Genomic DNA, 22,659 nt, shown 5'->3' on the forward strand with positions numbered 1-22,659 from the left:
TCGAGTGCACAAGGTGGAGGGAGAGCCGATGTCGCAGGACTACGTCGTGCGTTACGTCGGCGGACCGCTGGACGGACGCGTGGACACGCTGTCGCAGTTGCCTGCCACGTTGAAGGAAACAGTGACCCACGTGCACCTGCACGGCGGGCCGAAGATCGTGCACCACTACGACCTGCACTACGCGGTGGAGTACGGCTGCGAGTACCGGTTGCGCGGTGGTGCAGAGTAAAGACCATGCTCTCCGACAACGACATCACCCAACTGCGTGACGCGCTGGAAAAAGGCAAGCCCCCGACAGTGTGGTTCACCGGACGGGCAGTAGGGGTGGACCCGGGGAAGTCGGGGAAAGTGGTGTCCTTCGCGTCACCGGAAGAGGGCGACTTCATCGAAGTCAAGCCAACGGGTTCACAGGACACGTTGTCCTTCTCGAAAGCGGAACTGACGCTGACCCGCCCGAAACAGCGCCCAGCGCCGAAGAAGCAGGCGGCCCCCGCAGCGGCGTCGGCCCCGGCCCCGGCCCCCGCGCCGGTCGAAGAGCAGATCTACCAGCCGGAGCAACCACAACCGGCCGAGAAGAAGAAACCCACGCCCCGCCGCCGGACGGTTCCGCCGTCGGAAGTGACGGTGACCCTGCACTCGACCCCGCGCGGCGACTGGACAGTCGACGTGGTGGTCGGCAAGAAGCGCAGTGTCCGTGCGATGCCGATCCCGGCGGCGGCGATCCACAAGATAGCCAAAGAGCTGCCGAACCAAGTGGAGGACGCGATCAGCGCGGTGATGGCGGCGGCGAGACAGCAGCACGAGGAACGCATCGCCTTCCTGCAAGCAGAACTGGACGCCGCCCGCCGATCGCTGAACGAGCTCACTTAGCGATCCCCGCGGCCGGGCCCGCGCCACCAATGTGGCCTCCCGTGCCCCCACGCGCAGCCAGGGCGGCGTTCGTTGCGTCCTGAGCGGGCTGGGCGGAGCGCTGAAACAACCGTGTTGGGATCTGCCTTGGCTGTAGGTGTATCCGAGTGTGCCAGCCGATCTCGTACGCCTCGGCAGATCTTTCGCCGCCAAGCGCGCTCGTCGGGACTTGCAGATCGGTCCGGTTGTGACGCCAGGACGGTCGCCATCGCCTCGCCACCGCCTCGCTGGGTATGGCCACCGCAGCATCCGGATCACCCGTGCACGAGTGGCCCCGACCAGCGGCGACGAGGTGTTCGAAGCGAAACGCGTCCACTTGGGCAGCGTCCACACCCAGCCGACGGCCGCCCGTCACCTGCGTGACTTGGTCCGCAGACGACAGGCAGATCCGCGCCACCGGCCCATGCGCTGAACACGCCGAGCACCGTGACCCGACGCCGTCCCCCGTCCGTTCCCCGATCTTCGGGCACGGACCATAGCCGACTCCGACCTGGTCAGACGTTGCGGAACCTGTCCGTCCACGCGGTCACAGCCGACCACCTGTCCGGGTGATCCGCCAGGTCAGGGGAACCAACCTCGCGCCAGTTCCGTCACAGTCAAGACGGGCCACGTCACCCCTTGATACCGTGGCCCAGGGAGGCCGGAACGAGGGGACGCCATGTACGAAGACCTTGACGCAGAGGCCAAACGCGGCATCAGCTGGGACTCCATCGGCTCGAGCATGGACGCTTTCGCGGGCATGGCCGCAAGCGGCGGCTTCGAGGTCAACCAGTCCGGCGGCGATGCCCTGCTCAAAGCCATCAGGTCCATGCGCGAGTGGGCCAACGAGCAGCAGTTGGGGCTGCGTGACCTGGCGCAGCGCATGCCATTGGGTGGCAGCAACGCTGCGCAGGTAATTGCTCCTTATGCGCAGCAGGTGGCAGTTGATGGGCAAGGCTTCTTGACGCAATTGAAGCATTTCAACGACTCTCTGGCAAAGGCTGAAGAGGGTATTAATAAGGCGATGGCGAACTATAAAGCCACAGAACAGGCCAACCGGGCTGCGCTCGGTCGTATCGAACCGGTGTGAATTATCGGATATCCATCCCGCATTGGACTGTGAACAGGTGAGGCGTTAGTGAAGAAGTCGGTTCTGGCAACTGTTGCCCTTGTTGCCTTGGCGGTGAGCCTGGGCGCGTGTAAGAGCGAGACCGGCGGATTGCCAACACCCGGCAACACGACGACGGACACCTCTCGTCCCAAGCTGCCTAACGGGGGGAGTTCGACGTCGAAGACGCCTGGATCCACCAGCTCGGCACCCGGCGACAACCTTCTCAAGGACCTGGACCCTTGTAGCCTGCTTGGCGCTGCTGAGACGTCGACATTCGCGGTTGGTGCAGGCAAGCCGGAGGAAGCTGAGCCGGGTAAGCGTACAAGCTGTCTTTGGAATTCAACGCAGACCGGGGAGTATTCGATTCAGGTGGCGCTCTACGAGACTGCCGGCCTTAAGGATGTGTATGCCACAGGAGGGATCAAAGAGATCCCAAACGTCGGTAAGCGCAAGGCTGTTCAGTCCATTTACGGGACGTCCTGCGCGATCAGTCTCGCGGTGACGGAAACTTCACGAGTCGACGCGGCAGTGGCTTCTGGAAATGACAGCTCCAGGGCGTGTCAGATCGCGACGCAGGTAGCCCAGATTGTGGAACCCAAATTGCCAGGTGGGAGCTGAGTAGTCATGGCACCGAGGCACGCGGAACCGGAGTACAACCCGGGGATGGCGACGGCGTACAACCCGTCAACCCGCCGGGGTGACACCCACGGTGTCGAGATGCAGGGGACGTCGGACAAGCGCGGCCAGGTGCAGACGCAGGTCGAGCGGGATGTCGACCGGGAGATCGAAGACCAGAACTGGTGGAGCAGGATCTTCTCGGAGGTCTCACGTGAAGGCACCGTGAGGGAACGGGTCGACCAGCAGATGCGGGATCAGGCCGCGGCTCTGCAGCAGGGGGTGCAGACGCGCCAGCCGCCGATGATGCAGTGCACGAACTACCAGAGCTACGAGCACAACCAGCTTGAGACGATGGTCAAGGAGGGCGTCAATCCCGGTCAGGTCGGGACGGTCGGCTCCAAGTGGCTTGACGCGGGCAACCGGATGGTCGAGTTCCAGACCGATGTCGTCAAGGCCATCGGCGACAGCCAGACGGAGTGGCGGGGCAAGGCCGCTGACACGGCCCGCACCTTCATGACGGATGTCGGCAACTGGGTCGGCAAGGCGGGCGTCAGTGCGCAGCTCGCGGGTACCCAGACCCAGCAGTACAGCTCTGCTTTGGAGACGGCCAAGAACAACATGCCGCCGCCGGTCGACTTCGATGTCGACAAGGCCAATGCGGATTTGGACCGGACCACTGATCCGTTCCAGTACATGACCAAGTACGTCACCTACATGGCGAAGTACAACCAGCAGCAGGAGGCCAAGCAGCAGGCTGTCCAGGTTGTGGGGACGTACGACAGCACGCTCGGTGGCGCGAGCACCATGCCTGCTTTCGCTGCCCCGCCGACCATGAATGGCGGGTCTCCGCCTCCGCCGCCTCCACCCCCGCCGCCGCCTCCTCCGCCTCGGCCTCCTGGCAAGGATGATCCGAATGGGCCCGGTGGTGGTCCTGGGGGCGGGCCGGGTGGTGGACCCGGTGGCGGTCCTGGCGGTGGGCCGGGTGGTGGGCCGGGTGGTGGACCCGGCGGCGGTCCTGGCGGTGGCCCCGGGGGTGGTCCTGGTGGCGGTCGGCCTGGGCCGGACATCGGCACGGGTACCGGTGGCGGTCCCAACGGCGGCAAGGGGCCTGGCAGCGGAACAAGCGGTCAGGGTTACATCCCTGGCAGTGGTGTGCGTGGCAACAACTCCGGCAACAACTCCGGCTACGACCCCTCCACTGGGGGTATGTCTCCTGGCTTCATGCCTGCCACGGGCGGTGGTTACTCGTCCGGTGGCGGTGGTGGGTCCGGTTACGGCGGCCGTGGTGGCGGCGGTGGCTTCGGGCCTGGCGGTGGTGGTCCTGGTGGGACTGGCACCGGTACTGGGACCGGTGGTCCTGGTGGGGCCAAGAGTGGCTTCGGCCCCGGCGCCAACGCGGGTGTCGGTGGCCTTGCCGCTGAGCAGGCCGCTGGTGGTGGACGTGGTGGTGCCGCTGGTATGGCTGGCCGTCCTGGCGCCGCGGGTATGGGCGGTATGGGTGGCATGGGCGCCGGTCGGGGTGAGGGCGGGGAGGACGAGGAGCACCAGCGTCCCTCGTACCTCGTCGAGCCTGACCCGGACAGCATGTTCGGCACCGACGAGGTGACGGCCCCGCCCGTCATCGGCGGTTAGACGTCTGGGCGGGCGCCACGTGTGGCGCCCGCCGAAGCGGCGACCACGCACAGGACCGCGGCCCACTGCATCGCGTGCAGTGACTCGTGCAGCACCAGAAGACCGACCAGGGCCGCCACCGCTGGTTCCAGGCTCATCAGGATGCCGAACACCCGCGGCGGCAGCTTGCGCAGTGCTTCCACTTCCAGCGAGTACGGGATCACCGACGACAGCAGCGCCACGCCGAGCCCCACGACCAGCACCCACGGCTGGATCAGTGCCGACGCACCGCTGTCGGCCACGCCGAAGGGCACGGCCACCAGCGCCGCGACCACCATCCCCAACGCCAGGCCGTTGCCTTCCGACGTGTGCCGCCCCAGTGCCGCGCCGAGCAGGATGTACAGCCCCCAGCACATTCCCGCCGCCAGTGCGAACAGGAATCCGGCGAGGTTGAGGTCGCCGCGTCCTTCCATCAGCAGGACCACGCCTCCGGCCGCGAGCACGGCCCAGAAGGCGTCCAGCCATCGCCGTGACCCCGCCAGGGCCACCGCGAGCGGTCCGAGGAACTCGATGGTCACCGCTATGCCGAGCGGGATGCGGGCCAACGCCATGTAGAAGCACAGGTTCATCACGCCGAGCACCACGCCGAAGCCGAGTACCACTGTCCAGCTGCGACGGTCCATGCGCGGTGATGGCCGCCACAGCAGCATCAGCACCAACGCCGCGAAGAACAGCCGGATGGCCACCGTGCCCAGGCTGCCGATCGCGCCGAACAGGTTCTTGGCCAGTGCCGCGCCCACTTGCACGCTGACGATGCCGACCAGGATCTGCGCTGGTGGCGGCACCGCGCCGAGTGTCCGTCCGGCCAGGGCTGTCAGGGTGAACCGGGGTAACCGGCCGCGTCCGGCTCGGTCGGCGTGCATCGTGGCCATGCCCGGATGGTCGGTGGTCGCGCCCCGGGCGTCACGTGATTTTTCAGGATCCGGGAACGGTGCTCACGTGGTCCTCACGAACGCCGTGCGAGGGTGTGGCCATGGGCACCTTGGCGCGACGGGCGATTGTGCTGCTCGCGGCGGTTGCCTCCGTCACCACCGCCTGCACGGCCGTGCCGTCGCAGCGTCCGGCGATCGTGGTCAACGACGGCCCTGTCGAGCAGCAGGCGCCGCCCGCGACGAGCGCGGCGCGGTTGCCGGTGCCACCGTTGGAGGAGCCGACTCGCCCCACGGTGTCGTGGGCGGACTGCGACGCGGTCATCAAGACCCGCATGAGCACGTACGGCGTGCCTGAGCAATCTGTGCAGTGCGCGCGGGTGCAGACCATGGTGGACTCGCCGAGCCTTCCCGGTCGCACCCCGATGCGCCTGACCGTCCTCAAGGCGGGCACTGGCCGGGCGCCGATCGTGGTGGTCAGCGACGTGCAGGGCGAGCCGGGCACGGTCAAGGCCGCGCGGCTGGCCGCGAGCCTGCCGCCGGAGTTCCTCACCAAGTTCTCGCTGATCGGCGTCGACCGCCGGGGCTCAGGCAGTTCCGAACCGATCCGGTGCGTCCAGGACGACATCCGCTCGGACATCGTCGACGCCGACCCGGCCGCCGAGGACCTCGAGGACCTGCTCGACGTGGTCCGCCAGGCCGGTCAGCAGTGCATCATCAGCCTGGAGAACCGGCTGTACGCGATGGACACCTGGCGCACCGCCGCCGACCTCGAGAAGGTCCGTGAGGCGCTGGGCCTGCAGCGGCTGAGCGCGATCGGGATCGGCGAGGGCTCGCGGGTGCTCGGTGTGTACGGCGACCGGTTCCCCGACCGGGTCGGCCGGATGGTGTACGACGGCCTGCCCGATCCCAGCGGCGACTCGCTGGTCACGATGGAAGGCGCCGCCACCGGCGCGGAGGCCGCGTTCGCCGAGTTCGCCAAGGACTGCGTGGCCCGCAACTGCCCGCTCGGCGCCGATCCCAGGCAGACGTTCCTCGACCTGGTCCGCAAGCTGCGCGCCAGCCCGATCCCGTCGGTGGACGCCGGGCTCACGGCGGGCAGCGCGACCCGTGCGGTGCTCACGGGCCTGGCCAACCGGTCGGGCTGGCCCGCGCTGGCCGACGCGATGGCCAAGGCACGCGACAACGACGGCACCGCGTTGATCAAGTACGTCAAGCCGCTGATCGACGACAGCAGGGAGCAGCCGACCGCGTTGGACGTCGCGCTGGTGACCGGCTGCAACGACACCAAGACCCGGCTGGCGCTGGAACGCCTGAACACCACGGGCAAGGAGTGGCGCGCCCGGTACCCGTTGTTCGGTGGCGTGATGGCGCAGAACCTCGTGCTGTGCAGTGCGTGGTCCGTCGCGGCGCAGCCGCCGCTGTCGCTCAGCGGCCGTGGCCTGCCGCCGATCGTGGTGCTGAGCACGGCCAGTGACCCGGTGACGCCCCAGCCCGGAACGCAGCGCAGCGCGCAGCAACTGCCGAGCGCGGTGCTGGTCTCGTGGCAGGGCGCGGGGCACGGCGCTTTGGGGCCGTCGCCGTGTGCCACGGACGCGGTGCGCGCGTTCCTCGGTGACGGCAAGGTGCCCGCGGCGGGAACTGCTTGCCCTCCGTAAGCGCGAAAGGCGGTTCTGCGTGGCGGCGGTTGCTCCTACGTTGAGTGCTGGGCCCGGATCGGGTCCCACGCAAGGAGGACGTCGCATGCGAAAACGTTTCCTGCTCATGCCCTTGGTCGCCGCGCTGACGGGGATCGCCCTGCCCGCACCGGCATCTGCCATCGTCGGCGGCACGCGGACCACCCAGCCGCAGCCGTTCGTGGTCTCGTTGCAGACCGCGAGTGGTGGCCACATCTGCGGTGGTGCGCTGATCAAGGCGAACTGGGTCGTCACCGCCAAGCACTGCGGGACGCCGGCTCAGGTGCGGATCGGCAGCCTGAACCGCACTTCCGGTGGCACGGTGGCACGAGTGGCCCGGACCGTCGCACATCCCGTCGCGGACCTGGAGCTGCTCCAGCTGGCGACCGCGGTCACCCACGCGCCGATTCCGATCGCCGGCGACTCGGGTCCGGCCGGCACCCCCGTGGTGATGTTCGGGTGGGGAAAGACCTGCCCGAACGGCTCGTGCACCGAGCCGACCGCGCTGAACCAGCTCAGCAGCACGATCGTCGACGGCAGCCGGTGCGCCGGCGGGCGGGATCGGCTCTCGGGTGAGATCTGCGTCGACAACAAGGACAACTCGGGTCCCTGCGCCGGGGACTCCGGCAACCCGCTGACCAAGAACGTCGCCGGCGCGCGGCAGTTGATCGGCGTGCACAGCCGGGCCGGCGGCTTCCCCTGCGGGGCGGCCCCGTCCAGCCACGCCGACGTGCCGGACGACCGCACCTGGATCATCCAGCACACCGGGGGCTGACCGGGCTACGCCCGCAGGCCCGCCACGAGTTCGTACGAGTGCAGCCGGTCGGTGGCCGAGTGCACCATCGTGGTGATCATCAGCTCGTCGGCCTCGGTCTCGGACAGCAGCTTCTCGATGCCGCGCTCGACGGTCGACGGGCTGCCCACGATCTGCGACGACAGCCGGTCCTCGACGATGAGCCGTTCGACGTCGGTGTACGGGTACGCCGCGGCTTCCTCCGGCGTGGAGATCAGCCCGGGACGGCCGGAACGCAGCTTGAGGAACGACAACGCGCCGGGACCGGCGATGTACGCGGCCTGCTCGTCGGTGTCGGCGCAGATCACCCCCGCGGCAACCATCGCGTAGGGCTTGTCGAGCACGGCCGATGGCCGGAAGTTCTGACGGTACAAGGCAAGCGCTGGCAACGTGTTCTGCGCGCTGAAGTGGTGGGCGAACGCGAACGGCAGCCCGAGCATCCCGGAAAGCTGTGCGCTGTAACCACTTGAGCCGAGCAGCCAGATCGGCGGCTGGTTGCCCGCGGCCGGGACGGCGGCGATTCCCTCGGCCTCGCCGCGGAAGTACGCGATCAGCTCGCTGAGCTGCTCGGGGAAGTCGTCGGCCGACAGCGGCTGCGGGGAGCGGCGCAGCGCGTGCGCGGTGCGCGGGTCGGTGCCGGGGGCGCGCCCGAGACCGAGGTCGATCCGGCCCGGGTGCAGCGCTTCGAGCATGCCGAACTGTTCGGCGACCACGAGCGGCGCGTGGTTGGGCAGCATCACGCCGCCCGAGCCGACGCGGATGCTCGACGTCGCCGACGCGAGGTGTGCGATCAGCACTGCGGGCGCCGAGCTCGCGACGCCGGGCATGTTGTGGTGCTCGGCCACCCAGTACCGGTGGTAGCCCAGTTCTTCGGTGCGCTTCGCCAGCTCGATCGAGTCGCGCAGCGCCTGGGCTGAGGTGTGGCCCTCGCCGACGGTGGCGAGGTCGAGTACCGAGTAAGGGATGGCCATACCAGGGCTAACCGGCGGCAGGCTCCGGTTTATTCCCGGGTGCGGACCTCGCCGCGCAGCACCGCGTCCAGGTCGTACCGGGCGGGCTCCTCCAGCTGCGAGTAGTCGCACGAGGACGGCACGCGGTCCGGGCGCCACCGCTTGAACTGCGCGGTGTGCCGGAACCGGCCCGGATAACCGCCCTCGGTGTGCTCGTAGCCCACCTCGACCACGCGCTCCAGCCGGAACGGCACCCACTCCGCCTGTGCGCTGCGCCACCGGTTGATCTCGCCGGGAACCCTTGTGCCCTCGGCGATCTCGCCCGTCCACGGGTGGCCCTCGGCGCCGTCGGGGATCAGGTACGCCAGTTCCGCGGCCAGTTCGCGGCGCCGCTCGGCCGGGAACGAGCCGACCACGCCGACGCTGTGCAGGGTGCCCTTGTCGTCGTACAGGCCCAGCAGCAGCGACCCGACGGCGGTGCCGGGTTCGGTGTCCTTGTACCAGCGGATCCCGGCCACGACGCAGTCCGCGGTGCGGGAGTGCTTGTACTTCAGCATGGTCCGCTTGTCCGGTGTGTACGGTCCTTGCGCGGGTTTGCCGATCACGCCGTCCAGTCCGGCGCCTTCGAACAGCGTGAACCACTCCCTGGCCAGGCCGGCGTCCTGAGTCGCCGGGGTGAGGCTGACCGCGTCGGTGCCCGCGACCAGTTCCTCCAGGATCTGGCGGCGCTTGACGCCCGGCTCCTCCAGCACCTCACCGGAGGGCACCTGCAGCACGTCGAACGCGACGAACGTCGCCGGGGTGGTCTCGGCGAGCATGGTCACGCGGCTGGCCGCCGGGTGGATGCGCTCGGAGAGCGCGTCGAAGTCCAGCCGCCCGTCGCGCCCGACGACCAGTTCGCCGTCGAGCACCACCCCGTCGGGCAGGCCCTTGGTCAGCCGCTCGACCATCTCGGGGAAGTACCTGTTCAGCGGCTTGGACGACCGGGACTGCAGCACGACGTCGTCGCCGTCGCGGAACACCAGGCAGCGGAACCCGTCCCACTTCGGTTCGAAGATCAGGTCGGCACCGTCGGGGATCGAGCCGGCCGGCTTGGCGAGCATGGGTTTGACCGGTGGAGTCAGCACTCAGCGACGATAGGCCAGCATCAGGAAGTCGTCATCCCGCAACGCCGCCGCCAGCTTCATGCGCCTGGCCTCGGCCAGCACCGGCCCGCTGGCGATCCGGCCGGAGTCGCCCGCGGTGAGCAGCGGTGACATCGTCAGGTTGAGCTGGTCGACCAGGTCGGCGGCGATCATCCCGCCGAACAGCCGGGGCCCGCCCTCGCAGTTGACCCGGTACAGCCCACGGCGACCGAGCTCGGCCACAGCGAGAGTGAGGTCGACGTGCTCGTCGCCGACGACGACGACGTCAGCGCCCGCGTCGGCCAGCGCGGCACGGCCGGGCGCGGCCTCGGCGGTCAGCACGATCGTCGGCACGCGCGTTTCGGTGATCAGCGCCGAGTCCGGGCTGATCGAGCACTTGCCCGTGACGACCGCGACGGGCGGCAGCGGCGCGAGGCCGAGCCGCGCACGGCGTTCCGCGCGCACCTCGTTGGGCTTGAGGCCCTGGTAGCGCTCGATCAGCGCGGTCGTCGCCCCGACCATGATCACGTCGGCGAGGTCGCGCTGCGTGTGGAAGACCTTCTGGTCGCCCGGCCCGGACAGCCCGGCCGATCTGCCCGCCACGGTCACCGCGCCGTCCAGGCTGGACACGAAGTTCACCTGGACGAAGGGCCGGTCGAGGCCCGCGGGATAGGCGTAGAGCGCTTCCAGCGCGGTGTCGGTCAGCTCACCGGTGCCGGGGTCCGGCCAGAGGGTCTGCACGGGTGCAATGAGACCATGCCGCACATGCCCGCTCCACGCCTGGTAGACCGCCATCCGGAGATCGAGGCGGAAGAGCTGATCGCGGCTCTGGTGCCGCCGCCGCGGTTCGCGGGCGTCCGGTTCGGCACGTACGTGCCCAACCCCGGCGAGCCGACGCAGGCGGCGGCCGTGACCGCGGGCCAGCGGTTCGCGCAGGGCGTCGGCCCGGTGGCCAAGCAGGGCCTGTTCAACCGGATCTTCAGCAAGCGCGTGCCAGACCCGGCACCGGGGCTGTACCTGGACGGCGGGTTCGGTGTCGGCAAGACGCACCTGCTGGCGTCCATCTGGCACGCCGTGCCGTCGGCCGAGAAGTCGTACGGCACGTTCGTGGAGATCACGCACCTCGTTGGCGCGCTTGGCTTCGCCGAGGCCGTGCGGCGGCTGTCCACGCACCGGCTGCTGGCCATCGACGAGTTCGAACTGGACGATCCCGGTGACACGACGCTGGTCACCCGGTTGCTGACCGAGCTGACCGACGCGGGCGTGCACGTGGCCGCGACCTCGAACACGTTGCCGGACAAGCTCGGTGAGGGCCGGTTCGCCGCGGACGACTTCATCAGGGAGATCCGCGCGCTGTCCGCGCGGTTCACCGTGGTGCGTGTGGACGGTCCGGACTACCGGCACCGCGGCCTGCCCGACGCGCCGGACCCGATGACCACCGACGAGATCGACGCGCACGCCGCCGCGGTCCCCGGCTCCACTGTGGATGACTTCGACGAACTGTGCGCGCATCTGGCCAAGTTGCACCCGTCGCGTTACGGCAAGCTCGTCGCTGACGCGCCCGCGGTGCACATCAAGGGCCTGCACGCGGTGCCGGACCAGGACGTGGCGTTGCGCATGGTCGCGCTGGCGGACCGGCTGTACGACCGCGCCGTGCCGGTCGCGGTCTCGGGTGCGCCGCTGTCCGAGCTGTACACCGACGAGATGCTGCGCGGCGGGTACCGCAAGAAGTATCTGCGTTCGATCAGCAGGCTGACCGCTCTCGCCCGCGACGCGGGGGCGGGTTTTGGTCGGTGATGATACCGGTATGGCGGGTTTGCTATTCCGTGACAATGTGGGTTTCTCCGGATAGCAAAAACTGATCATCGAATGCCTCTGAGAGTGTTCGATTGGTCACTCGATTGACCGTGCCAGTTGATCTGTTTCGTTATGGGCAATAACTCTGGAAAGTTTCCAACATAGATCAACTTGCGGCTCTGACATGCGCGAACAGGATTCTGTTGCGCATGCTGATGTTGGTGTGTTAGTACTCACGGACCACAATGTGTGTGCCGCTTGGCTCCGTCCGAAAGTGGGTTACAGGCAGTTAGCCTGTCGTTTAAGGTCCGGGCACGCCCGATGGTCGGCGGTTTTCGAGGGGGTCAGGAGAAAATTGAGGAACGCGTGTTGAGACGGTCCATGGAAACCGTGCGGCAAACGAGCACGATGAGCCGCCGCACACTGCTCGCCGGTATGGGTGCCTTCGCGTTGAGCGCCTGCGGCGACTCGTCCTCGTCGACGCCGGCCAACCCCGCGCCGGAGATCCCGGAGATCCGGCTGGGTGTGCTGAAGGTGACCGACACCGCACCGTTGTTCGTGGCGCAGCGCGAGGGGATCTTCGCCAAGTACGGCCTGAACCCGAAGTTCGTCACCATGGAGCTGACCGGCGACCAGCGCCCGGACCTCGAAGTGGGCGGCCAGGCCGACGTGGCCTTCGACAGCTGGGTCACCATCTTCCTCAACATCACCGACGGCGCCGACTGGGTCGTGCTCGGTGAGGCGTACCAGGCCGCGCCGCGGTGCACGGGGCTCGTCGCGGGCTCGAAGTCCCGGATGCGCACGATCTCCGACCTGACCAGCAAGCCGATCGGTGTGAACAACCTCCGCGGGCTCGGCGTGCTGCTGACCAACAGTTTGCTGCGCACCAGCGGGATGAAGCCGACGGACGTCAAGTACGTCGAGAAGCCGTTCGACGCGCTCGCCGACGCCGTGCGCAACGGCGAGGTCGCGGCGGCCTGGATGGTCGAGCCGTACATGACCCGCTCGCAGCTGGAAGCCGGGTGCGTGCTGTTCGCCGACACGGCCGTCGGCCCGACCGCGGACTTCCCGCAGTCCGGCTACGCCTGCGCACGCAGCTTCGCGCGCAAGAACCCGAACACGGTGCGCGCGTTCCAGCTCGCCCTCGCCGAGGCGCAGCAGCGCTCGCTCGACCGGTCGCTGGTGGAGAACGTGCTACCCGAGTACATCTCGGTCAGCAAGAACGTGGCGCAGCTGATGAACCTGGGCAACTACCCCAGCACCACGCTGGCCATCCGCCCGCAGCGCGTGGCCGACCTGATGCTGGAACAGCAGTTCATGGCGCAGAAGATCGAAGTCAACAAGCGCATGGCGAGCATCAACCCGCCGTCATGAGGCCCGGTGGGCACGGCGCCGCCGTGCCCGCTCAGTTCTTGCGGTTGGCGTTGACCAGCGTCCACACCGAGACCGGATTGCGCGTCTCCTCGGTGGCCGGCGCGGACCTGACCGGGGGAGCGGACTGCACGCGCTCCGAGCGGGTCCTGGGTTTCGGCGGACTCTGCTTCGGCGGAGGAGGGTCAGCCACGGCTCGTCGCGAGCTCAGTTCGAGGCGGAGTTGGTCGTAGATCGGTGTATCAGTCACACCGTCGTCCTTCCGTCGCCGTGGATGATGCGACAAGGTTACGCCCGGTGCGCAAGCAGGTTCACAGCGCCACCCCCATTTTACGGGGACCATACGCGTCGCGAGGTGCGTAAACACGCGTGACGCTGGCATCTCAACTGGCGGGACGGCCGTAGCGCAGCTTCGCCTCCGCCGGAGTCAACGTGTGCGGATTCGGTGGCGTGGTCCGGTGCAGCAGATGCTGGGCAGCCACGCGGCGGGTCGCTGGGATGACGTCTCCGAGCACCGACAAGTAGGTCTGCGGACCGCGGTTGACGAGCGAGCGGATCGCCGTGCGTGTCGCGGGAACAACCACGCGATCGACCAACGCGGGTTGGTCGGAGCCACCGACCGTGCGCATCCACTTCGGTAATGTGGCGATGGTGGCCGGTGCCATGAGACGGCTGACGGCGCTGATCTTGCGGCGTCCTTTGCCGCCCTCGGTGCGCACCAGGTAGTGCATGCCCTGGTGGGCCCGTTCGGACGTACACAGCCGGGGCCGGACCTCCGCGTAGTACGCACGCACCTCCTCGCGAGATCGTGGCACGTCAGAGGGTTTGCACGTCTGTAACTCGGCGGCGGTCACGCACTCGGCCCAGTACCGCTCCTCCTGCTTGGGCGTGAGCGGGCCGGGGCCGTACATCTCGTGGCACTTGAGCACCGAGTGCCATCCCGTGACGTGGATGTTCGAGATGGCCGCACGGCTGGTGCTCACGGACCCGGACCACTACCGGCCGGAACGGGTCGTCGCCGCGATCCGCGCGGCCGTGGGGCTCACCGCGTCCCGCTGGTGACAGGCTCCTCGTCCCGCGCAGCGTTCTTGACAGTGCGACGACCGGCGGCACGGTCGATCACCAACGCGACGGTGAGCACGGTCGCGATGGCCACACACGCGCCGCCGACGGTGTCGGTAATGTAGTGGTACTTCATGCCCACAAGCGCCGTCGCGCCGATGACCGCGACGATGAGCGCACCCGCTGCGGTCAGGACGAGCACGGTCGTACGCGTGGCGAAGGTGGCCAGCACCAACACCGTCAGCACGGCGACCATGGTGGCGGTGTGCCCGCTCGGGAACGCCAACGACCCGTTGTTGATGGTCCGGCCGAACGCCGGCTTGAGCACCGCGCTGCTGAACACGGCCGAGAGCACCGGCCCCGCGACAGCGAGAACGGCCAGCCGGGGCCGCCTCAGTGCGACCGCACCCATCACGATCAGGCCGATCACGACGACCAGGAGGACAGGATCGGTGGGCGTCAGCATCGCCTGCAGCAGTCCCCGTTCGCCGACGAACTGGCGGTACACCGACCAGTGGACGTAGTCGTCGACGGCGGTGCCGGTGTGCTCCCCCGCGAAGAGCAGGCCCAGCGTGGTGACCACGAGGGCACAGACCGAGGCGAGGACCACGATCAGCGGCACGAGTCCGTGCGGAACGAGTCGGTTGATCGTCGGCTGCACCGTTCCACTATGCCGGACGAAAACCGTTCGCGATCGAGACGCCAATGTGTGCACCATCCGTCGGTGGGATTCCTTGACGCGAGCGCGCTCGCATACAGGTTGCCCGACGGGCGGGAACTGTTCCGTGACGTTACGTTCCGCGTGAGCGCCGGATCGGTCGTGGCGATCGTCGGCGCGAACGGTGTCGGGAAGACCACACTGCTGCGAATCCTCGGCGGCGAGCTCCCCGCGCTGGACGGCGGCGTACGGATCGAAGGCGGACTGGCGGTCATGCCCCAGTTCGTCGGTTCGGTTCGTGACGACCGGACCGTGCGTGACCTGCTCCTCGCCGCGGCGCCGACCCCGTTGCGGAAAGCGGCGGAAGAACTGGACGCCGTCGAGCTCGCGCTGATGGAAGACGACACCGAACCAGTGCAGATGCGCTACGCCGAAACGCTCGCCGCGTGGGGTGAGTCAGGCGGTTACGCAGCCGAGGTCCTATGGGACACCGTGACGGTCGCGGCGCTGGGTGGTGCCGTACGACCGCGCGAAGTACCGGGGCGTGAAGACGTTGTCCGGTGGCGAGCAGAAGCGGCTCGTGCTGGAGGCGTTGCTGCGCGGGCCCGAGCAGGTGCTGTTGCTGGACGAGCCGGACAACTACCTCGATGTGCCCGGCAAACGATGGCTGGAGGAACGGCTCGCCGAGACGTCCAAGGCCGTCCTGCTCGTCAGCCACGACCGTGAGCTGCTGGCGGTCGCCGCGACGCACGTCGTCACGGTCGAAGGCGGCAGCGCGTGGGTGCACCCGGGCGGTTTCGGCACCTGGCACGAGGCCAGGGAGGCGCGGTGGGAACGTGTCGCCGAGCAGCGCACCCGCTGGGACGAGAAGCACGCCCAGTTGCGCCAGCTCGTGATCACCTTGCGCCAGCAGGCCAGCTACAACGACGGCATGGCGTCGCGGTACCAGGCGGCGCAGACCCGGCTGCGCAAGTTCGAGGAGGCCGGCCCGCCGCCGCTGCCTCCCAAACAGGAACGGCTCAAGCCGCGGCTGCGCGGCGGCCGGACCGGCATCAGGGCGATCACCTGCGAGAACCTCGAGCTGACCGGCCTGATGAAGCCGTTCGACCTGGAGGTGTTCTTCGCCGACCGGGTCTGCGTGCTCGGCTCCAACGGCTCCGGCAAGAGCCACTTCCTGCGGCTGCTCGGGGGCGATCCCGTCAACCACGACGGTGTGGCCAAGCTCGGTGCCCGTGTCGTGCCCGGCCTGTTCGCGCAGACGCACCAGCACCCCGAATGGGTGGGCCGGACGTTGGTGGACATCCTGTGGCAGGGCGACGAGACGCGGCCGGGCGTGGACCGGGACGCGGCGATCGCCGCGCTGTCGCGCTACGGGCTGGCAAGGCAGAACGACCAGCGGTTCGAGACGCTGTCCGGCGGCCAGCAGGCACGGCTGCAGGTGCTGTTGCTCGAGCTGTCCGGCGCGACCCTGCTGCTGCTCGACGAGCCGACCGACAACCTCGACCTGAACTCCGCCGAGGCTTTGCAGGCCGCGCTGGCCGAGTTCACCGGTACCGTCGTCGCGGTGACGCACGACCGGTGGTTCGCCCGGTCCTTCGACCGGTTCGTGCTGTTCCGCTCGGACGGTGCGGTGTCCGAAGTGGACGAGCCGGTCTGGGACGAGGAGAGGGTGCGGCGAGCGCGATGAACGATGCCGGGGTGGACGCGGTCGTCGTGGGTGGCGGGCACAACGGGCTGGTCGCGGCGGCGTACCTGGCGCGGGCCGGGCTGTCGGTGCTCGTGCTGGAGCGGCGGGCCGAGGTGGGCGGCGCGGCGGTGTCGTTCCGCGCCTTCGACTCGGTCGACGTGCGGCTGTCGCGCTACTCGTACCTCGTCAGCCTGTTGCCCCGCGAGATCGCCGACGACCTCGGTCTGCGGGTCCGGCTGCGCAGGCGCCGGATCTCGTCCTACACACCGGTCGGTTCCGGCGGGATCCTCGCCGACGACCCCGCGTCGCTCGGCGCGGACGCCGATGCCTGGCAACGCTTCTACGCGATGACGGGATCAGTCGCCGAGCGGGTCTTCCCGACGCTGACCGAGCCGCTGCCCACCAAGGACCAGCTGCGTGAACGCGTCGGCGACGACCGCGCGTGGCACGCGTTGTTCGAAGAGCCGTTGAGCGAGGTGATCGAGTCCACCTTCACCGACGACACGATCAGGGGAATCGTGCTGACCGACGCGCTGATCGGCACGTTCGCCCCCGCGGACGACCCGTTGCTGCGCCAGAACAGGTGTTTCCTCTACCACGTGATCGGCAACGGCACGGGGGACTGGGACGTGCCGGTCGGCGGGATGGGCGCGGTCACGGCCGAACTGGCCAGGGCGGCCCAGGAGGCCGGCGCACGGATCGTGACCGGCGCGGAGGTGACCGCGATCGACCCCGGCGGCGAGGTGACGTACCGGGTCGGCGACGAGGAACGGACTGTCGCGGGTGGACACGTCCTGGCCAACGTGGCGCCACGCACCCTCGCCGCGTTGCTGGGTGAAACCCCCGACGCGCAACCGGAAGGCGCCCAACTCAAGGTGAACATGGTGTTGCGCAGGCTGCCCCGGCTCAAGGACAGCACTGTCGACCCACGGGACGCCTTCTCCGGGACGTTCCACGTCAACGAGAGCTACCGGCAACTCGCGACGGCGTACCGGGAAGCCGACGGCGGCCGGATCCCGACCCTGCCGCCGTGTGAGATCTACTGCCACTCGCTGACCGACCCGTCCATCCTCGGCCCGTCGGCCCAGGCGGCGGACATGCACACGCTGACCCTGTTCGGCCTGCACATGCCCGCCCGGCTGTTCCGCGACGACAACGAGAAAGCCCGCGAAGAAGCATTGCGGGCGACACTGCGATCGCTGGACAGCGTGCTCGGCGAGTCCATCGAGGACTGCGTACTGCCGGGCTGCGTCGAGGCGAAAACACCCGTCGACCTGGAGAACGAACTCGGCCTGCCCGCCGGGCACATCTTCCACCAGGACCTGTCCTGGCCCTACGGCGAGGAAGGCACGTGGGGCGTGGAGACCGGGCACGACCGGGTGCTGCTCTGCGGCGCGGGCGCACAACGCGGCGGCGGCGTGAGCGGGATACCAGGCCACAACGCGGCGATGGCCGTACTGAGAAGTCGCTGAGATGGCGGTGCACGTGGTACTCGTGACGCATGCAGCGGGACTACGTGGACAACTACTGCGAACGGACCGACGGCTCGTTCTGGAGTGAGCCGCTCAACGCGGTCAGCAACGTCTCGTTCCTGATCGCATCCGTCGCCGCGTGGCTCGTCGTCCGCCGTACGGCGCGTGCGGCGGGCGCCCCAGCGGCCGAGCTGTACGCGTTGCCTGCGCTGATCTTCGTGATCTTCTTCGGCAGCAGCGCGTTCCACACCACGGCGACCCGCTGGGGCCTGGCGCTGGACAGCGGGTCGATCGCAGTGTTCATGGTCTACTTCATCGTGCTGTGGGCCCGGCTGTACTGGGACCTGCCATGGTCACGGGCCTGGATAGCGGCGCCGATCTTCCTGGCGTTCACAGCGCTGATCTCGCTGCTGCCGATCGGCATGCCGGGCACCTACCTGGCGGCGGTGCTCGGCCTGGTCGTCCTCGCGGGCCTGCTGTTGTTCTCCCGCCACGAGGACCGCAAGACCCACTGGCCCTGGTACCTGGGCACAGCGCTGGTCTTCGCGGTCTCGCTGACCTCACGCACGCTCGACCAGCCGCTGTGCGACGAGATGCCGATCGGCACCCACTACATCTGGCACACGCTCAACGGCGTCGTGCTGTACCTCGTCACACACGCGGCGGTCGTTCGGTGGCGCCAGTCGAACGGCGTGGCCGCCGCCAACCGCGCCTAGGAGGTGGCTCCCGGACAGCTCCGAGAGCCATCCGCTCAGGACAGCGTGCTGAGGAACGCAGCCCAGCTCGCCGACCCCACGCCGATGATCGGCTGGTCAGCGCGCTTGTCCTTGCTGTCCCGCACGAAGAACTGGCCCTGGTCGCGCTTCACCTCGACGCAGGATCCCCCAGCCGAGTTGCTGAAGCTGCTCTTGTACCAGCCTTCCCCAGCCTCGTCGTAGGTGCGGACGTTGTTGTGCGTCAAACTAGCTCCTTGATGCGGTTTTGGAGCAACTTCAGAGAATCCGCACTGCTCAGAGCTCGTCGCATGCCGTCGCGGAACGTGCCGGAAATATTGAGGACGCTGGTTTGGTCGTCGATTATTCCCCACGACGTCACCGTTTCCTGCCAGATCAAGGTGGGCAGTCGTGGATTCTCGAAGTCAATGAGATGGACGGTCGCTGCGCCGAAAAGGCCGCAGGACTGTGCCTGGAACGGGATGACCCGGAAATCGATGGTATCCGGATACCGCTCGACCATCGTGATGACATGGTCGAGCTGGCGGCCGAGGACGGCGGGTCCGCCGATCTCCTGCCGCAGCGCGGCCTCGCTGACGAGCTGAGTCATACGCAACGGGTTCTCGCCGGTCAGGCGGTCTTGTCTGCGCATGCGTGACTCGACTCGCTGCGCCACTTCGACCTGCCGCAGATTGACGTCGGGGGTCATCAGCGCGGTCGCGTATTCAGCGGTCTGCAGAAGTCCTGGAATGAGAAGGCTTTCGTACCCCCTGACGCTGTGGGCGCCGTGCTCCAATCCGAAAAGCCGTTGCAGATCGTCGTCAAGAATCGCGGAATAACGGCTCCACCAACCGTGTTCTTTGGCCGCTTCCCGCAGTTCGAGCAGTTCGGCTCGATCGTCCTTGCCGAACTCGAAAAGGTCGATGATCTGGATAAGGCTGTCCTCGGACAGGATTTTCCGCTCGTTCTCGACGGCGGACCAGTAATTGCGCGTGAAGCCGAGTACCTGGGTGATCTTCCTGACGTCGATGCCCACTTGCTCGCGGCGCTTGCGCAACCGGAGGGCGAGTTCCCAGCGCGCCACGACGGGCGAGACCGGTTGCGGCACGGGATACTCCTTCACGGTTGTCGTGTCCGGTTGTTCACCACGGCAGCGTCCTGGTGTGGTGAGCGGGACGCCCGGAGTTCGTCCAGGTTACAGTAACCGAACGATATACCGGGGCAATCTAGAGGTATCGAGACGTGTCTGCCACAGTCTTTGGTGAGTCGTTACGCGATGACAATCTCAAGACCGGAACCCCATCGCCGACCCCGTCGTCGCGCTCGACGTACATCAACGTCATCCGGGGAGGAGCGATGATGTCGGCACGTGACGGCGCCCCGGCGGGCGCGGAACAGAGCACCCTGGTCACCGCGCACCGCACGGTCGTGGCGGTGGACGTCGCTGGATTCGGCGAGCGCAACCGCAACAACATCAACCAAGTGCGAGTACGGCGCGGGATGTACCGCGCCATGGAAGAGGCGTTCCGGCTGGCGGGTATCGCGTGGGACGCCTGCCGCAGCGAGGACCGGGGCGACGGGATTCTCGTCCTCGCGCCCGCGGACGTGCAGAAGGCGCTCTTCGTGGACCGCCTGCCCAACCACCTGCTCGCCGCGCTGATCGAGCACAACCGGACGCACCCGGTCGAGGAGAAGATCCGCCTGCGGCTGGCGTTGCACGCGGGCGAGATCAACTACGACGAGCACGGCGTGACCGGGTCGGCCATCACGCACACGTTCCGGCTGCTGGACGCGGACGAGGTCAGGAGAGCGTTCGCGAGTTCGTCGGCCGTGCTCGCGGTTGTCGGGTCGGCGTGGTTCTACGACGAAGTCATCCGGCACAGCGAGCGGAGCCGGGCCAAGACCTACCGGCTCGCTGACATCACCAACAAGGAGACCATGACCCAGGCATGGATCCGCTTGCTGCGCCGTCGGACTGTCACGGGGCTGTGAGCACCTCGGCGATCGCGTCGACGCCGAAGTCGATCTCCTCACGGGTGATCACCAGCGGCGGCGCGACCCGGAGGGTCATCTCCTGCGTCTCCTTGCACAGCACGCCACGCGCCATCAGCGCCTCGGAGGCCTGACGCCCGGTCGGGCCGCCCTCGGCGATCTGCACGCCCGCCCACAAACCTCGGCCGCGGACCTCGGCCACGCCGTCCAGTTCACCCAGACGTGAGTGCAGGTACGCGCCCAGCTCGCGGGACCGCTCCTGGAATTCGCCGGTGGCGAGCAGCTTGACCACCGCGCGGCCGACCGCGCACGCCAGTGGGTTGCCGCCGAACGTGGAGCCGTGCTCGCCTGGCTTGAGCCTGCCGAGGACGTCGGCGCGGCCGACCACCGCCGACACCGGCATGATCCCGCCGCCCAGCGCCTTGCCGAGGGTGTACAGGTCGGCGCGGATGCCTTCGTGGTCCAGCGCCAGCATCGCGCCGGTCCTGGCCAGGCCGGACTGGACCTCGTCGGCGATGAACAGGGTGTCGGTGTCGTCGCAGATCTGGCGGACCTCGGCCAGGTAGCCCTTCGGCGGCACGACCACGCCCGCTTCGCCCTGGATCGGCTCGAGCAGCACCGCCGCCGAGTTGCCGGTGATCGCCGAGCGCAGTGCGTCGATGTCGCCGTACGGCACGGTTTTGAAGCCCGGCGTGAAGGGGCCGAAGTCGTTGCGGGCGTCCGCGTCGGTGGAGAACGAGATGATCGTCGTGGTGCGGCCGTGGAAGTTCGCGCCCGCCACGACGATCTCCGCGGCGCCGTCCGGCACTCCCTTGACCTGGTATGCCCACTTGCGGGCGATCTTCACCGCGGACTCGACCGCTTCCGCGCCCGAGTTGGCGGGCAGCACCATCTCGGTGCCGGTCAGCTCGGCCAGTTCGCGGCAGAACAGTCCGAACTGGTCGTGGTGGAACGCCCGGCTGGTCAGCGTCAGCCGGTCGAGCTGGGCCTTGGCGGCTGCGACCAGGCCGGGGTGCCGGTGGCCGAAGTTCAGCGCGGAGTACCCGGCGAGGAAGTCGAGGTAGCGCCGACCGTCCACATCGGTCATCCACGCGCCCTCGCCCTCGGCGAGCACCACGGGCAGCGGGTGGTAGTTGTGCGTGCTCCAGCGTTCGTCGAGGGCGATGTAGTCACGGGTGGTGGCGGCGTCCACAGTCATATCGACAGGCTAAGCCCTGTTGACGGCGATTTCATCCGCTGGCTGTTGCTTGCAGCGGTGGTTCGTTGCGTGATTCGCGGTTTTCGCGTTCGATCATTGTTCCGGTGCCGGATTCGATATTCTCGCCCGATGGGTATGGGACGTGTGCGGGACGCGCTTCGGTTCCGGGACGGCAAGAAGAACGCCGTCAAACCGGGCGACTTCCCGGTCGGGCCGACGTCGAAGTCGAACGCGGCGAAACAACTGCAGGCCACCGCCGACCGGCTCGACCAGCTGCAGGAAGCGCTCTACGCGAGCGCCTCGCAGAGCGTCCTGCTCGTCCTGCAGGGCATGGACACCTCGGGCAAGGGCGGCACGATCCGGCACGCCTGCGGCCTGGTCAACCCGCAGGGCCTGCACATCAAGTCGTTCAAGAAACCGACCCGCACGGAGTTGAAGCACGACTTCCTCTGGCGCGTCCGCCGTGCCCTGCCCACCCCGGGCATGATCGGCGTGTTCGACCGCTCGCACTACGAGGACGTCCTCATCGCCAAGGTCGACAGCCTGGTCGAACCGGACGAGGTGGAGAAGCGGTACGACCTGATCAACGCCTTCGAGCAGGAACTGGCCGACAGCGGCGTCGTGCTGATCAAGTGCTTCCTGAACATCTCCCGCGAGGAGCAGCGCAAGCGGCTGATCGCCCGGCTGGAGCGGCCGGAGAAGCACTGGAAGTACAACCCGGCGGACCTCGACGCGCGGTCCAAGTGGGACGACTACCAGGACGCGTACGCCGACGCGCTGACACGGTGCGACACCGACACCGCGCCGTGGTTCGTCGTCCCGTCCGACCACAAGTGGTACCGCAACTGGGCGGTCTCGCAGCTGTTGCTGGAGACGCTGGAAAGCATGGACCCGCAGTACCCCGAGCCGTCGTTCGACGTGGAGGAAGAACTCAAGCGCGTCAAAGCAGCCAACTGAACCCTCGTGAGTGTTTAGTCCGGTTAGAACCGGACTAAACACTCACGAGGGT

Annotated in this window: 23 protein-coding genes and 1 pseudogene; 14 read left to right on the forward strand and 10 right to left on the reverse strand. The window is 68.1% G+C overall.

Annotation, left to right across the window (positions count from 1 at the left end; all coding sequences use genetic code 11):
* The first annotated feature begins 4 nt into the window (after positions 1–4).
* The 5 genes from AOZ06_RS14950 (at position 5) to AOZ06_RS57755 (ending at position 4,249) form a co-directional block, all read left to right on the forward strand.
* Entirely contained in the window at positions 5–229 is a 225-nt protein-coding gene (locus tag AOZ06_RS14950) for a hypothetical protein (RefSeq protein WP_335338394.1), read from the forward strand.
* A 5-nt stretch (positions 230–234) separates the two neighbouring features.
* Complete coding sequence (locus tag AOZ06_RS14955; RefSeq protein ID WP_054289951.1) at positions 235–870, forward strand: DUF6319 family protein; 636 nt, start codon at positions 235–237, stop codon at positions 868–870.
* 697 nt (positions 871–1,567) lie between these two features.
* Positions 1,568–1,978: a hypothetical protein gene (locus AOZ06_RS14960; protein ID WP_054289952.1), complete on the forward strand. Its 411-nt coding sequence runs from the start codon at positions 1,568–1,570 to the stop codon at positions 1,976–1,978.
* 48 nt (positions 1,979–2,026) lie between these two features.
* Positions 2,027–2,617, forward strand: coding sequence for a DUF3558 family protein (locus tag AOZ06_RS53885; RefSeq protein ID WP_083471695.1), 591 nt, complete (start codon positions 2,027–2,029; stop codon positions 2,615–2,617).
* Positions 2,618–2,623: 6 nt separating this feature from the next.
* Positions 2,624–4,249 carry a PPE domain-containing protein gene (locus tag AOZ06_RS57755; RefSeq protein WP_054289953.1) on the forward strand — a complete coding sequence of 542 codons (1,626 nt, stop codon included), beginning with the start codon at positions 2,624–2,626 and terminating at the stop codon, positions 4,247–4,249.
* Here the strand turns inward: AOZ06_RS57755 and AOZ06_RS14970 are convergent.
* Positions 4,246–5,160 (reverse strand): EamA family transporter, encoded by a 915-nt coding sequence (locus tag AOZ06_RS14970; protein WP_054289954.1) that lies wholly within the window; start codon positions 5,158–5,160, stop codon positions 4,246–4,248. The two genes, AOZ06_RS57755 and AOZ06_RS14970, sit on opposite strands and share 4 nt — an antisense overlap.
* 101 nt (positions 5,161–5,261) lie before the next feature.
* Here AOZ06_RS14970 and AOZ06_RS14975 point away from each other — a divergent pair, with 101 nt between their 5' ends.
* Together AOZ06_RS14975 and AOZ06_RS14980 are read left to right on the forward strand one after the other, a co-directional pair.
* A complete protein-coding gene (locus AOZ06_RS14975) occupies positions 5,262–6,815 on the forward strand; it encodes an alpha/beta fold hydrolase (protein ID WP_063810038.1) in 1,554 nt (517 codons plus the stop codon).
* 85 nt (positions 6,816–6,900) lie between these two features.
* Positions 6,901–7,608, forward strand: a complete 708-nt coding sequence (locus tag AOZ06_RS14980) for a S1 family peptidase (protein WP_054289955.1) — start codon at positions 6,901–6,903, stop codon at positions 7,606–7,608.
* Positions 7,609–7,613: 5 nt separating this feature from the next.
* On the opposite strand, the gene AOZ06_RS14985 is transcribed toward AOZ06_RS14980, so the two are convergent.
* Genes AOZ06_RS14985 through AOZ06_RS14995 form a run of 3 tightly spaced genes read right to left on the reverse strand, consistent with a single transcriptional unit; the run spans position 7,614 to position 10,441 of the window.
* Positions 7,614–8,597, reverse strand: coding sequence for an LLM class flavin-dependent oxidoreductase (locus AOZ06_RS14985; RefSeq protein ID WP_157233022.1), 984 nt, complete (start codon positions 8,595–8,597; stop codon positions 7,614–7,616).
* Between the two features lie 29 nt (positions 8,598–8,626).
* The gene (locus AOZ06_RS14990; protein ID WP_054296658.1) at positions 8,627–9,679 is read right to left on the reverse strand and encodes an ATP-dependent DNA ligase; all 1,053 of its coding nucleotides are present in this window, start codon (positions 9,677–9,679) and stop codon (positions 8,627–8,629) included.
* A 24-nt stretch (positions 9,680–9,703) separates the two neighbouring features.
* The gene (locus tag AOZ06_RS14995; RefSeq protein WP_054289956.1) at positions 9,704–10,441 is read right to left on the reverse strand and encodes a pyrimidine reductase family protein; all 738 of its coding nucleotides are present in this window, start codon (positions 10,439–10,441) and stop codon (positions 9,704–9,706) included.
* A 24-nt stretch (positions 10,442–10,465) separates the two neighbouring features.
* Between AOZ06_RS14995 and zapE the strand changes: the two genes are divergently transcribed.
* Positions 10,466–11,497 carry a cell division protein ZapE gene (zapE, locus tag AOZ06_RS15000; protein ID WP_054289957.1) on the forward strand — a complete coding sequence of 344 codons (1,032 nt, stop codon included), beginning with the start codon at positions 10,466–10,468 and terminating at the stop codon, positions 11,495–11,497.
* A gap of 408 nt (positions 11,498–11,905) precedes the next feature.
* Complete coding sequence (locus AOZ06_RS15005; protein WP_169798921.1) at positions 11,906–12,871, forward strand: ABC transporter substrate-binding protein; 966 nt, start codon at positions 11,906–11,908, stop codon at positions 12,869–12,871.
* 31 nt (positions 12,872–12,902) lie between these two features.
* Here AOZ06_RS15005 and AOZ06_RS56245 read toward each other — a convergent pair whose 3' ends face one another.
* From AOZ06_RS56245 to AOZ06_RS15015, 3 genes are all read right to left on the reverse strand, one after another.
* Entirely contained in the window at positions 12,903–13,118 is a 216-nt protein-coding gene (locus AOZ06_RS56245; protein ID WP_157233023.1) for a hypothetical protein, read from the reverse strand.
* A gap of 133 nt (positions 13,119–13,251) precedes the next feature.
* Positions 13,252–13,851, reverse strand: a complete 600-nt coding sequence (locus AOZ06_RS15010) for an oxygenase MpaB family protein (protein WP_218921994.1) — start codon at positions 13,849–13,851, stop codon at positions 13,252–13,254.
* A 59-nt stretch (positions 13,852–13,910) separates the two neighbouring features.
* Positions 13,911–14,591: a phosphatase PAP2 family protein gene (locus AOZ06_RS15015; RefSeq protein WP_054289960.1), complete on the reverse strand. Its 681-nt coding sequence runs from the start codon at positions 14,589–14,591 to the stop codon at positions 13,911–13,913.
* Between the two features lie 63 nt (positions 14,592–14,654).
* Between AOZ06_RS15015 and AOZ06_RS15020 the strand changes: the two are divergent.
* The 3 genes and pseudogenes from AOZ06_RS15020 (at position 14,655) to AOZ06_RS15030 (ending at position 18,463) form a co-directional block, all read left to right on the forward strand.
* Positions 14,655–16,275 (forward strand): annotated as a pseudogene (locus tag AOZ06_RS15020) (ATP-binding cassette domain-containing protein).
* On the forward strand, positions 16,272–17,747 hold the full coding sequence (locus tag AOZ06_RS15025; RefSeq protein WP_054289961.1) for a phytoene desaturase family protein: 1,476 nt from the start codon (positions 16,272–16,274) through the stop codon (positions 17,745–17,747). The pseudogene AOZ06_RS15020 and the gene AOZ06_RS15025 overlap by 4 nt, the downstream one beginning before the upstream one ends.
* A 29-nt stretch (positions 17,748–17,776) precedes the next feature.
* Positions 17,777–18,463, forward strand: coding sequence for a ceramidase domain-containing protein (locus AOZ06_RS15030; protein WP_054289962.1), 687 nt, complete (start codon positions 17,777–17,779; stop codon positions 18,461–18,463).
* 35 nt (positions 18,464–18,498) lie between these two features.
* On the opposite strand, the gene AOZ06_RS15035 is transcribed toward AOZ06_RS15030, so the two are convergent.
* Positions 18,499–18,708: a DUF397 domain-containing protein gene (locus tag AOZ06_RS15035; protein WP_054289963.1), complete on the reverse strand. Its 210-nt coding sequence runs from the start codon at positions 18,706–18,708 to the stop codon at positions 18,499–18,501.
* Complete coding sequence (locus AOZ06_RS15040; protein WP_083472636.1) at positions 18,705–19,568, reverse strand: Scr1 family TA system antitoxin-like transcriptional regulator; 864 nt, start codon at positions 19,566–19,568, stop codon at positions 18,705–18,707. The genes AOZ06_RS15035 and AOZ06_RS15040 overlap by 4 nt, the downstream gene beginning before the upstream one ends.
* A gap of 251 nt (positions 19,569–19,819) precedes the next feature.
* Here AOZ06_RS15040 and AOZ06_RS15045 point away from each other — a divergent pair, with 251 nt between their 5' ends.
* Positions 19,820–20,452: a hypothetical protein gene (locus AOZ06_RS15045; RefSeq protein WP_157233024.1), complete on the forward strand. Its 633-nt coding sequence runs from the start codon at positions 19,820–19,822 to the stop codon at positions 20,450–20,452.
* Here the strand turns inward: AOZ06_RS15045 and rocD are convergent.
* Complete coding sequence (rocD, locus tag AOZ06_RS15050) at positions 20,439–21,650, reverse strand: ornithine--oxo-acid transaminase (RefSeq protein ID WP_054289965.1); 1,212 nt, start codon at positions 21,648–21,650, stop codon at positions 20,439–20,441. The genes AOZ06_RS15045 and rocD overlap by 14 nt on opposite strands.
* Positions 21,651–21,779: 129 nt before the next feature.
* Here rocD and AOZ06_RS15055 point away from each other — a divergent pair, with 129 nt between their 5' ends.
* Positions 21,780–22,607 carry a PPK2 family polyphosphate kinase gene (locus AOZ06_RS15055; protein ID WP_157233025.1) on the forward strand — a complete coding sequence of 276 codons (828 nt, stop codon included), beginning with the start codon at positions 21,780–21,782 and terminating at the stop codon, positions 22,605–22,607.
* Positions 22,608–22,659 lie beyond the last annotated feature (52 nt).

This window comes from Kibdelosporangium phytohabitans (assembly GCF_001302585.1).
Classification (GTDB): Bacteria; Actinomycetota; Actinomycetes; order Mycobacteriales; family Pseudonocardiaceae; genus Kibdelosporangium; species Kibdelosporangium phytohabitans.

What these genes read in the sequence shown, in the direction of transcription:
- AOZ06_RS14955 (WP_054289951.1), top strand. Translation starts at nt 235, where the DNA reads ATGCTCTCCGACAACGACATCACCCAACTGCGTGACGCGCTGGAAAAA.
- AOZ06_RS14960 (WP_054289952.1), top strand. Translation starts at nt 1,568, where the DNA reads ATGTACGAAGACCTTGACGCAGAGGCCAAACGCGGCATCAGCTGGGAC.
- AOZ06_RS57755 (WP_054289953.1), top strand. Translation starts at nt 2,624, where the DNA reads ATGGCACCGAGGCACGCGGAACCGGAGTACAACCCGGGGATGGCGACG.
- AOZ06_RS14970 (WP_054289954.1), bottom strand. Translation starts at nt 5,160, where the DNA reads ATGGCCACGATGCACGCCGACCGAGCCGGACGCGGCCGGTTACCCCGG.
- AOZ06_RS14975 (WP_063810038.1), top strand. Translation starts at nt 5,262, where the DNA reads ATGGGCACCTTGGCGCGACGGGCGATTGTGCTGCTCGCGGCGGTTGCC.
- AOZ06_RS14980 (WP_054289955.1), top strand. Translation starts at nt 6,901, where the DNA reads ATGCGAAAACGTTTCCTGCTCATGCCCTTGGTCGCCGCGCTGACGGGG.
- AOZ06_RS14985 (WP_157233022.1), bottom strand. Translation starts at nt 8,597, where the DNA reads ATGGCCATCCCTTACTCGGTACTCGACCTCGCCACCGTCGGCGAGGGC.
- AOZ06_RS14990 (WP_054296658.1), bottom strand. Translation starts at nt 9,679, where the DNA reads ATGCTCGCCAAGCCGGCCGGCTCGATCCCCGACGGTGCCGACCTGATC.
- zapE (WP_054289957.1), top strand. Translation starts at nt 10,466, where the DNA reads ATGCCCGCTCCACGCCTGGTAGACCGCCATCCGGAGATCGAGGCGGAA.
- AOZ06_RS15005 (WP_169798921.1), top strand. Translation starts at nt 11,906, where the DNA reads ATGAGCCGCCGCACACTGCTCGCCGGTATGGGTGCCTTCGCGTTGAGC.
- AOZ06_RS15025 (WP_054289961.1), top strand. Translation starts at nt 16,272, where the DNA reads ATGAACGATGCCGGGGTGGACGCGGTCGTCGTGGGTGGCGGGCACAAC.
- AOZ06_RS15030 (WP_054289962.1), top strand. Translation starts at nt 17,777, where the DNA reads ATGCAGCGGGACTACGTGGACAACTACTGCGAACGGACCGACGGCTCG.
- AOZ06_RS15045 (WP_157233024.1), top strand. Translation starts at nt 19,820, where the DNA reads ATGTCGGCACGTGACGGCGCCCCGGCGGGCGCGGAACAGAGCACCCTG.
- rocD (WP_054289965.1), bottom strand. Translation starts at nt 21,650, where the DNA reads ATGACTGTGGACGCCGCCACCACCCGTGACTACATCGCCCTCGACGAA.
- AOZ06_RS15055 (WP_157233025.1), top strand. Translation starts at nt 21,780, where the DNA reads ATGGGTATGGGACGTGTGCGGGACGCGCTTCGGTTCCGGGACGGCAAG.